General features: G+C 70.8%; 7 protein-coding genes. 5 read left to right on the top strand and 2 right to left on the bottom strand.

All coding sequences use genetic code 11. The features are described from left to right. The first annotated feature begins 687 nt into the window (after positions 1–687). From CHC02_RS29630 to CHC02_RS29610, 5 genes are all read left to right on the top strand, one after another. Positions 688–1,491 carry an AraC family transcriptional regulator gene (locus CHC02_RS29630; RefSeq protein ID WP_089394931.1) on the top strand — a complete coding sequence of 268 codons (804 nt, stop codon included), beginning with the start codon at positions 688–690 and terminating at the stop codon, positions 1,489–1,491. A gap of 105 nt (positions 1,492–1,596) precedes the next feature. Beyond that, positions 1,597–2,409, top strand: a complete 813-nt coding sequence (locus CHC02_RS29625; RefSeq protein ID WP_089394930.1) for an alpha/beta fold hydrolase — start codon at positions 1,597–1,599, stop codon at positions 2,407–2,409. Then, the gene (locus CHC02_RS29620) at positions 2,406–3,266 is read left to right on the top strand and encodes an alpha/beta hydrolase (RefSeq protein WP_089394929.1); all 861 of its coding nucleotides are present in this window, start codon (positions 2,406–2,408) and stop codon (positions 3,264–3,266) included. The genes CHC02_RS29625 and CHC02_RS29620 overlap by 4 nt, the downstream gene beginning before the upstream one ends. 192 nt (positions 3,267–3,458) lie before the next feature. Beyond that, positions 3,459–4,271, top strand: a complete 813-nt coding sequence (locus CHC02_RS29615; RefSeq protein ID WP_089394928.1) for a DUF4892 domain-containing protein — start codon at positions 3,459–3,461, stop codon at positions 4,269–4,271. 72 nt (positions 4,272–4,343) lie between these two features. Next, positions 4,344–5,411 carry an AI-2E family transporter gene (locus CHC02_RS29610; protein WP_089394927.1) on the top strand — a complete coding sequence of 356 codons (1,068 nt, stop codon included), beginning with the start codon at positions 4,344–4,346 and terminating at the stop codon, positions 5,409–5,411. Between the two features lie 143 nt (positions 5,412–5,554). On the opposite strand, the gene CHC02_RS29605 is transcribed toward CHC02_RS29610, so the two are convergent. Both CHC02_RS29605 and CHC02_RS29600 read right to left on the bottom strand, forming a co-directional pair. Further along, positions 5,555–6,805: a CynX/NimT family MFS transporter gene (locus tag CHC02_RS29605; protein ID WP_089394926.1), complete on the bottom strand. Its 1,251-nt coding sequence runs from the start codon at positions 6,803–6,805 to the stop codon at positions 5,555–5,557. Between the two features lie 31 nt (positions 6,806–6,836). Continuing rightward, on the bottom strand, positions 6,837–7,481 hold the full coding sequence (locus CHC02_RS29600; protein ID WP_089394925.1) for a FadR/GntR family transcriptional regulator: 645 nt from the start codon (positions 7,479–7,481) through the stop codon (positions 6,837–6,839). Between the last annotated feature and the right edge of the window lie 329 nt (positions 7,482–7,810).

Here is a 7,810-nt window from a genome sequence, read left to right as displayed (position 1 = left end):
CTGGACGAACACGAGCGAAATGATCGATACCTGACGATGCGAGTGTCACCCATGTGACTGAACTCATTTGTTACCCATGTGCTTGTCCTCTACATGCCCCGATATACGGGCCCGATGAAGCCGGGCTACCCTCACGAATTCCCCCGCCACGGAGGCCCGCCCCGAGGGTACGTCCCTGTAGCCCATCGGGGCTCTCGCGACATCCATGTCGCATGACCTCCTGAGCGCCGGTTTCGCTCGGCCTTCTGAAGGGGCGTTCCGGTGCGCTTGGACGTTTCTCTGGAAGTCCAAAAAACCAGAGCAAGAGCGGGCGTGCTCTTCGTAGGAGCGAGCTTGCTCGCGAATGGCGTTTCCCGGCAGCTGCGGTGTTTTGAATCGACTCCGCTCCCTCTCCCTAACCCTCTCCCTGAAGGGAGAGGGGACCGTTCGGAGTGCTTGGGTATTCGTGAGTCAGCCGGCAACGCCGAAAGCTTCCGGCTGAAACCATGCTTTCTCTCGGCACGGACAAGCTCCCTCTCCCTTCAGGGAGAGGGCTGGGGAGAGGGCTCTCTTTGCAGAGCCCCAACCTCCGCCTCAACCCCATCGGAAATCCGTTGGGCGTACTCCGTCCGCGATTCGTCCCCATGGGATTCCCCAGCCCGCAATTTTATCCAAGACCTACCCGCGCCGCGGCGCTAGAGTAGGCCCATGGAACGCATCGAACACCACCGCAGCGGGCTGCCCGGCGTGCGTTACATCGACGCCGAGTACCACCGTTTCGCCTTCCCCCGGCACTTCCACCTGGACTACCACATCGGACTGATGCTCGACGGTCGCCAGCGCTACGTGCACGCCGGCGAACGCTGCCTGGCCGGTGGTGGCGACATCCTGCTGATGAGCCCGGAAAGCATCCACGACGGCGCCAGCGAGGGGGAGGACGGCTATCGCATCCGCGTACTGTCCATCGAGCCGCAGTGGCTGGAGCAGGCCGCGCGCAGCCTCAGCGACGGCCGCCAGGGCACGCCGCGGCTGCTGGCCAGCCAGGTGCGCGACGAACAGCTGCGGCAGCAACTGCACGGCCTGCACCAGGTACTGGCCGGGGGCGAGCGCCTGGAACAGGAGGGCCGGCTCTGGCAGGGCCTGGCCACGCTGCTCGGGCATGCTTCCAGCCTGCGCATCCGCGAGCCGCGCCAGGGCTTCGACGCCGCGATCTGGCGGCGCCTGCGCGAGTGGCTGGAGTCGCGCCTGGAAAGCCCGCCGACGCTGGACGAACTGGCGGCCTTCTGCGACCTCAGCCCCTGGCAGGTGCTGCGGCGCTTCCGCAACCACTGCGGGCTGCCGCCGCACCAGTGGCTGACCCAGCTGCGCCTGGAGCGCGCCCTGCCGCGGGTGCTCGCCGGCCAGCCGCTGAGCGAGGTGGCGCTGAGCCTGGGCTTCTACGACCAGGCGCACTTCAGCCGCCTGTTCCGCCGCACCTACGGATTGCCGCCGGCGCGCCTGCGTCAACGCTGAGGCCTGGCTTTTGGCCGGACTGCCCTGGCCGGCGGTGGGCCCGGCCATTGTCGCCCGCTGCCGCCTGGGGGAGAATCCTGCCGTCTCCAGTACGCGGTCACCGGCATGTCCCAAGCGCTTTTCTTCGCCCACGCCAACGGCTTCCCCTCGGCCACCTACGGCAAGCTGTTCCAGGCCCTGGCGCCGGAATTCGAGGTGCGCCACCTGGACATGCACGGCCACGACCCGCGCTTTCCGGTGAACGCCAACTGGGCGAACCTGGTGGACGAGCTGCTGTTCCACCTGGAAGCGCAGGGCGCGCCGGTGTGGGGCGTCGGCCATTCCCTCGGCGGCCTGCTGCACTACCATGCGGCGCTGCGCCGCCCGGAGCTGTACCGCGGCGTGCTGATGCTCGACTCGCCGACGCTGACCTTCGCCGACCAGTGGGTGATCCGCGCCGCCAAGCGCTTCGGCTTCATCGACCGCATCACCCCGGCCGGGCGCACCCTGGGGCGGCGCGAGGACTTCGCCGACTTCGACGAGGCGCTGCGCTACTTCGGCGGCAAGTCGCTGTTCCGCCGCTTCGACCCGGATTGCCTGGCGGACTACGTGCGCCACGGCCTGGCCGCCAGCGGCCAGGGCCTGCGCCTGAAGTTCGACCCGGCCACCGAGATCAGCATCTACCGCAACGTGCCCCACGCCGCGCCGGGCAGCCCGCGGCGCCTGGCGGTGCCGCTGGCGCTGGTGCGCGGCCGCCACAGCCGGGTGGTGCTGCCGCACCATGCCCGCGCGGTGCGTCGCGCGCCCTGGGGCGAATCCCTGTCGCTGCCCGGCGGGCACATGTTCCCGCTGGAGCGCCCGCGCGACACGGCCGAACTGATCAAGCAGGTCGTCGAGCGCTGGCAGCGCCGCGCCGAACAGGAGAATGCCCGCCCATGAGCGCCCAGGTCGAAGAGATCCGCCTGAACCTTCCGCACATCGAGCTGGCCGCGCATCTGTTCGGCCCCGAGGACGGCAAGCCGGTGCTGGCCCTGCACGGCTGGCTGGACAACGCCATGAGCTTCGCGCGCCTGGCGCCGAAGCTGGACGGGCTGCGCATCGTCGCCCTGGACTTCGCCGGCCATGGCCACTCGGCGCACCGCGCCGCCGGGGCCAGCTACCTGCTGTGGGACTACGCCTACGACGTGCTGGCGGTGGCCGAGCAACTGGGCTGGGAGCGCTTCTCGCTGCTCGGGCACTCCATGGGCGCCATCGTCTCGGTGCTGCTGGCCGGCGCCATGCCCGAGCGCATCGAGCGCCTGGCGCTGATCGACGGCCTGGTGCCCTACACCGGCGAAGCCGACACTGCGCCGGCCAAGCTGGGCGAGGCACTGAAGGCGCAACTGGCGCTGCCGAACAAGCGCAAGCCGGTGTACGAAGCCATCGACCGCGCGGTGGAGGCACGCATGAAGGGCGTCGGCGCGGTCAGCCGCGAGGCCGCCGAACTGCTGGCCCGGCGCGGGCTGATGCCGGTGCCCGGCGGCTTCACCTGGCGCAGCGACGCGCGCCTGACGCTGCCCTCGCCGCTGCGTTTCACCCGTGCCCACGCCGCGAGCTTCGTCCAGGCCGTGCAGTGCCCGGTCAGCCTGGTGCTGGCCCGGGGCGGCATGCTCGCCGCCGAGCCGGGCATCCGCCAGTTGCTCGACGGGCGCCCCTTCGCAATCCACGAGTTGTCCGGCGGCCATCACCTGCACCTGGACGACGAAGGAGGCGCGCAGGCGGTGGCGGCGATCTTCCAGCCGTTCCTGGACGTGTAGCCGCGGGGGAAACACCCCGTTGCCGCACCCCGCTTGACTAAAGCTGGGCTTGCCACGACGCTGCATGGATCGCAGTCGGGAGATTCTGCATGATTCAGCTCTTCGCCACCGCCACGCCGGGCGGCCCCAAGGATTCCAGCGGCCCGGGCGCGCACGCCCCGCAGCGTGCGCAACGGAGGTGCGACGCCTGACATGCCTCGCTTCTTCCTGCTGCCCCTGGTGGGCACGCTGTTCGCGGCCAGCGTCTTCGCCGCCGACGTTCCCGACAGCCACGACCTGAGCCTGCTGCCCCGTTTCCCGAGGGCGGAAATCGTCGACTTCAGCAGCGCCCCCGGTACCGAGCGGGTCTACCCGCTGGGGCCGATCAGCCGCATCAGCGGGCGCCTGCGCATGGAAGGCGAGGTGCGCGCCCTCGGCCAGCTCACCGCGCTGACCTACCGCCTGCCCGACGAGGACTCCAGCGCCAACGCCTTCGCCGCCGCGCGCAAGGACCTGCTCAAGGCCGATGCCACCCCGCTGTTCTGGTGCGAGGGCCGCGACTGCGGCTCCAGCAGCCTGCTGGCCAACGCCGTGTTCGGCAAATCCAGCCTCTACGGCCCGGACGACCAGCAGGCCTACCTGCTGGTGCGCCTGGCCGCGCCGCAGCAGGACAGCCTGCTGGCGGTCTACGCCATCACCCGTGGCAACCGCCGTGCCTACCTGCACGCCGAGCAGCTGGACGCCGGCAGCGCACTGGGCGAACTGCTGCCCAGCGCCGCGACCCTGATGCGCCTGCTCAAGGCCAACGGCGAGCTGACCCTCAGCCATGTGCCCGCCGAACCCGGTGGCGCCTGGCTCGACCTGCTGGTGCGCACCCTGCGCCAGGACACCGGCGTGCGCGTCGAGCTGGCCGGGGCCCATGCCGCCGACTGGCGCAGCGCGCTCACCGCACAGGGCGTGCGCGATGCCCGCCTGGAGCTGGGCGGCGGCGAAGGGGACGGGCTGCACCTGACCTGGCTGCGCTGATTCGCCTACGCTGAAGCTGGACGCAACGAGCGCCCGGCTGCCGTCGCCGTACCGAGAAGGAGTCCGGCCCCGATGTTCGATAACCTGCTGTTGCGCATCCTCCTGGTGGTCCTGCTGGCCGCCACCCTGTGGGTGCTGGCGCCGTTCTGGACGGCATTGTTCTGGGCCGCCGTGCTGGCCTTCGCCAGCTGGCCGCTGATGCGCCTGCTGACGCGCCTGCTGGGTGGCCGCGAGGCCCTGGCGGCGGGCGTGCTGACCGCCTTCTGGATCATCCTGGTGGCGGTGCCGCTGCTGGGCCTGGGCTTCGGCCTGGCGGACAAGCTGCGCGCCGGCGTCGAGCTGGTGAAGAACCTCCAGGTCTCCGGGCTGCCGCCGCCGCCGAGCTGGCTGGCGCGCACGCCGCTGATCGGCGACCGGCTGATCGGCTGGTGGTACTCCATCGACCAGCAGGGGGTGGCCATCTTCTCCGCGCTCAAGCCCTACATGGGCGAGGTGGGCAACTGGCTGCTGGCGCGCTCGGCCAAGCTGGCCGGGGGCATCTTCGAGCTGGTCCTGAGCCTGGTGCTGATCTTCTTCTTCTACCGCGACGGCAAGCGCCTGGAGGCCTTCGCCTACCAGATGCTGGAACGCCTGATCGGCCCGCGCGCCGAACACTACATGGAGCTGATCGCCGGTACCGTGCAGCGGGTGGTCAACGGCGTGATAGGCACCGCGGCGGCCCAGGCGGTGCTGGCCTTCGTCGGCTTCAGCATCGCCGGGGTGCCCGGGCCGATCCTGCTCGGCCTGCTGACCTTCGTCTGCAGCCTGCTGATGGTCCCGCCACTGGTCTGGGGCCCGGCCACCGTCTGGCTGTTCTTCCAGGGCGAGTACGGCTACGGGGTGTTCCTGGGCATCTGGGGCTTCTTCGTCATCAGCGGCGTGGACAACATCCTCAAGCCCTATCTGATCAGCCGCGGCGGCAACCTGCCGCTGGTGGTGGTGCTGCTCGGGGTGCTCGGCGGGCTGCTCAGCTTCGGCTTCATCGGCCTGTTCCTCGGCCCGGTGCTGCTGGCGGTGGTCTACAACCTGGTCAACGACTGGATCGAGAGCCCCAAGCGCGGCGCCCTGCCGCCGGGCGGGCCGGGGGACAAGGCGCCCTAGGCCGGTTTCGTGCGCAGGGCGCGCTCCTACAGAACCGTAGGGCGAATAACCGTTCGCGGTTATCCGCCGCTGGCCCATGCGCGGAACCCGGCGACGACGGCGGATAACGCCTTAGGCGTTATGCGCCCTACGGGGACGCGCCGTTACTGGAGCGCCTCGCTGCGTACGCCCACCATTCGGTCGCGGCCGGCGCCGAGGCCGGCGATCAGCGCGCCCAGGCTGATCGCCACGAAGATGGCGCCCACCGCGTCCCAGCCGTCGCTCAGGTCGTGCACCAGGCCGACCAGGAAGGGCCCCAGGGCGGCCAGGGTGTAGCCCACGCCCTGGGCCATGCCGGACAGGTGCGAGGCGACGTGGGCGTCGGGCGAGCGCAGCACGATCAGCGCCAGGCCGATGCTGAAGGTGCCGCCCTGGCCCAGGCCGAGCACCACCGCCCACAGCCACAGGCTGCCGGTGGACGCGTAGAGCAGGCCGAGCAGGCCGGCGAGGGTCAGCGCCAGGACCAGGAACACCACCAGGCGCTGGTCGCGGCCGCGGGTGCCGAACCAGGGGGCGCCCAGGGCGCTGAGCAGCTGCACCATCACCGAGCCGGACATCATCAGCCCGGCGGCCGTCGGGCTCAGGCCGCGGTCGATGAGGATCGACGGCAGCCAGCCGAACACGATGTACGCCAGCGACGACTGCAGGCCCATGTACAGGGTCACCTGCCAGGCCAGCGGGTCGCGCCACAGGCCCTTGACCTGGAACGCCTGGCGGTGGGCGTGGTGGACCTGGCGCGTCTGCGGCAGCCAGACCAGCGCGGCGAGCACCGCCGGCAGGGCCCAGGCGGCCAGGGCCGGCTGCCAGCTGCCGCCGAACAGCCCGGCCAGGGGCACGCTGGCCCCGGCGGCCAACGCCGCGCCCAGGCACAGGGCCATGGTGTAGACGCCGGTCATGGTCCCGGCGATGTGCGGGAAGTCGCGCTTGACGATGCCCGGCAGCAGCACGCCGATGACGCCGATGCTGGCGCCGGCCACCAGGCTGCCGAGGAACAGCCCGGCGATCGGGAACAGGCTGCGCAGGACGATGCCGGCGGCCAGCAGCAGGAGGATCGCCAGCACCGCCCGCTCGGCACCCAGGCGCCGCGCCAGGCGGGGCGCCAGCGGGGCGAACAGGCCCAGGCAGAGCACCGGCAGGGTGGTCAGCAGGCCCGCGGCGGCGGCCGACAGGCCGGTGTGCTCGCGCACCATGTTCAGCAGCGGCGCCAGGCTCGACAGCGCCGGGCGCAGGTTCAGCGCCACCAGCACCAGGCCGAGCAACAGCAGCCAGGGCCGCACCGGGGCGGGCGCGGGGGCGGGGACTTCGTCGATCTCGGCGTCGATCAGCAGTTCGTCGGCGTGGTGTCGTTGGGACATGGCAGCTATCGCAAGGCAGTGGGAAGGGAGGTCAGATCAGCAGCGCGCGGTTGGCGGCGACGGCCGCCTCGGCGTCCTGGCGCTCCAGGGCGTCCAGCAGGCGCTGGTGCAGTTCGAAGGGCGGCTGCGGGCGGCCGGGTTCGCTGATGGTGCGCTGCAGGCCGGCGCGGATCACCCGCGAGAAGTAGCGGTACAGCTCGCTCAGCAGCGGGTTGTGGGCGCTGTCCACCACGCGCTGGTGGAAGGCCAGGTCATGCTCGACGTAGGCCTCCAGGTCGCCGCCATGGTGCCGGGCGCTGAGCGCCAGGGCCTGGCGCAGGGCGGCCAGGTCGGCGTCGCTGCGGCGCAGGGCGGCCAGGCGCGCGGCCTCGACCTCGATCACCCCGCGCGCCTCCAGGGCCTGCTCGATGGAGCCGCGGGCCAGGGCCAGCATGGTGTCCAGCGGGTCGGCGCAGGCGCGCACGTAGGTGCCGTCGCCCTGGCGCACTTCCAGCACGCCGGAGAAGGTCAGCACGCGTACCGCCTCGCGCACGGTGTTGCGGCTCATGCCGAGGATTTCCGCCAGCTCCGGCTCCGGCGGCAGGCGCTGGCCGAGGGCCCAGGCGCCGCTGTCGATGCGTTGGCGGATCTGCTCCAGGGCGATGTCGACCAGGGAGCGCTTGAGGGGATTGGCCATATAGACATCCAATCATCGGATGATTAGGCGGGACAGGCTACTGTAGCTGTGGGGATGTGGCAAGGCGGGGAGCCTTGGGTGCGGGGCAGGATTATCGCGGACGGAGTCCTGCGCGGCGTCGACCACGTGCTCCCTTGTAGGAGCGCGCCCTGCGCGCGAATCGCGGGCAGGGCCCGCTCCTACAGTCATGCCGTAGGCCACGCTCTTGGGGATGGCAGGGACCATAGGGGCACGCTGTAATTGGATGGACTCACCCTCACCGAGGCGTCGAGGCGCCACGGTGGCATTCTAAGAGGCCAGCGACAGTGAGGGTGAGGCCATGAAAAAGC

Origin of the sequence: Pseudomonas delhiensis (assembly GCF_900187975.1) — a bacterium.
Taxonomy (GTDB): Bacteria; Pseudomonadota; Gammaproteobacteria; order Pseudomonadales; family Pseudomonadaceae; genus Pseudomonas; species Pseudomonas delhiensis.
The sequence above is the reverse complement of the archived record's forward strand: the minus strand, read 5'-3'. Positions and strand labels throughout refer to the sequence as shown.

Coding starts and splice junctions, on each gene's coding strand:
- CHC02_RS29630 (WP_089394931.1), top strand. CDS start 688: ATGGAACGCATCGAACACCACCGCAGCGGGCTGCCCGGCGTGCGTTAC.
- CHC02_RS29625 (WP_089394930.1), top strand. CDS start 1,597: ATGTCCCAAGCGCTTTTCTTCGCCCACGCCAACGGCTTCCCCTCGGCC.
- CHC02_RS29620 (WP_089394929.1), top strand. CDS start 2,406: ATGAGCGCCCAGGTCGAAGAGATCCGCCTGAACCTTCCGCACATCGAG.
- CHC02_RS29615 (WP_089394928.1), top strand. CDS start 3,459: ATGCCTCGCTTCTTCCTGCTGCCCCTGGTGGGCACGCTGTTCGCGGCC.
- CHC02_RS29610 (WP_089394927.1), top strand. CDS start 4,344: ATGTTCGATAACCTGCTGTTGCGCATCCTCCTGGTGGTCCTGCTGGCC.
- CHC02_RS29605 (WP_089394926.1), bottom strand. CDS start 6,805: ATGTCCCAACGACACCACGCCGACGAACTGCTGATCGACGCCGAGATC.
- CHC02_RS29600 (WP_089394925.1), bottom strand. CDS start 7,481: ATGGCCAATCCCCTCAAGCGCTCCCTGGTCGACATCGCCCTGGAGCAG.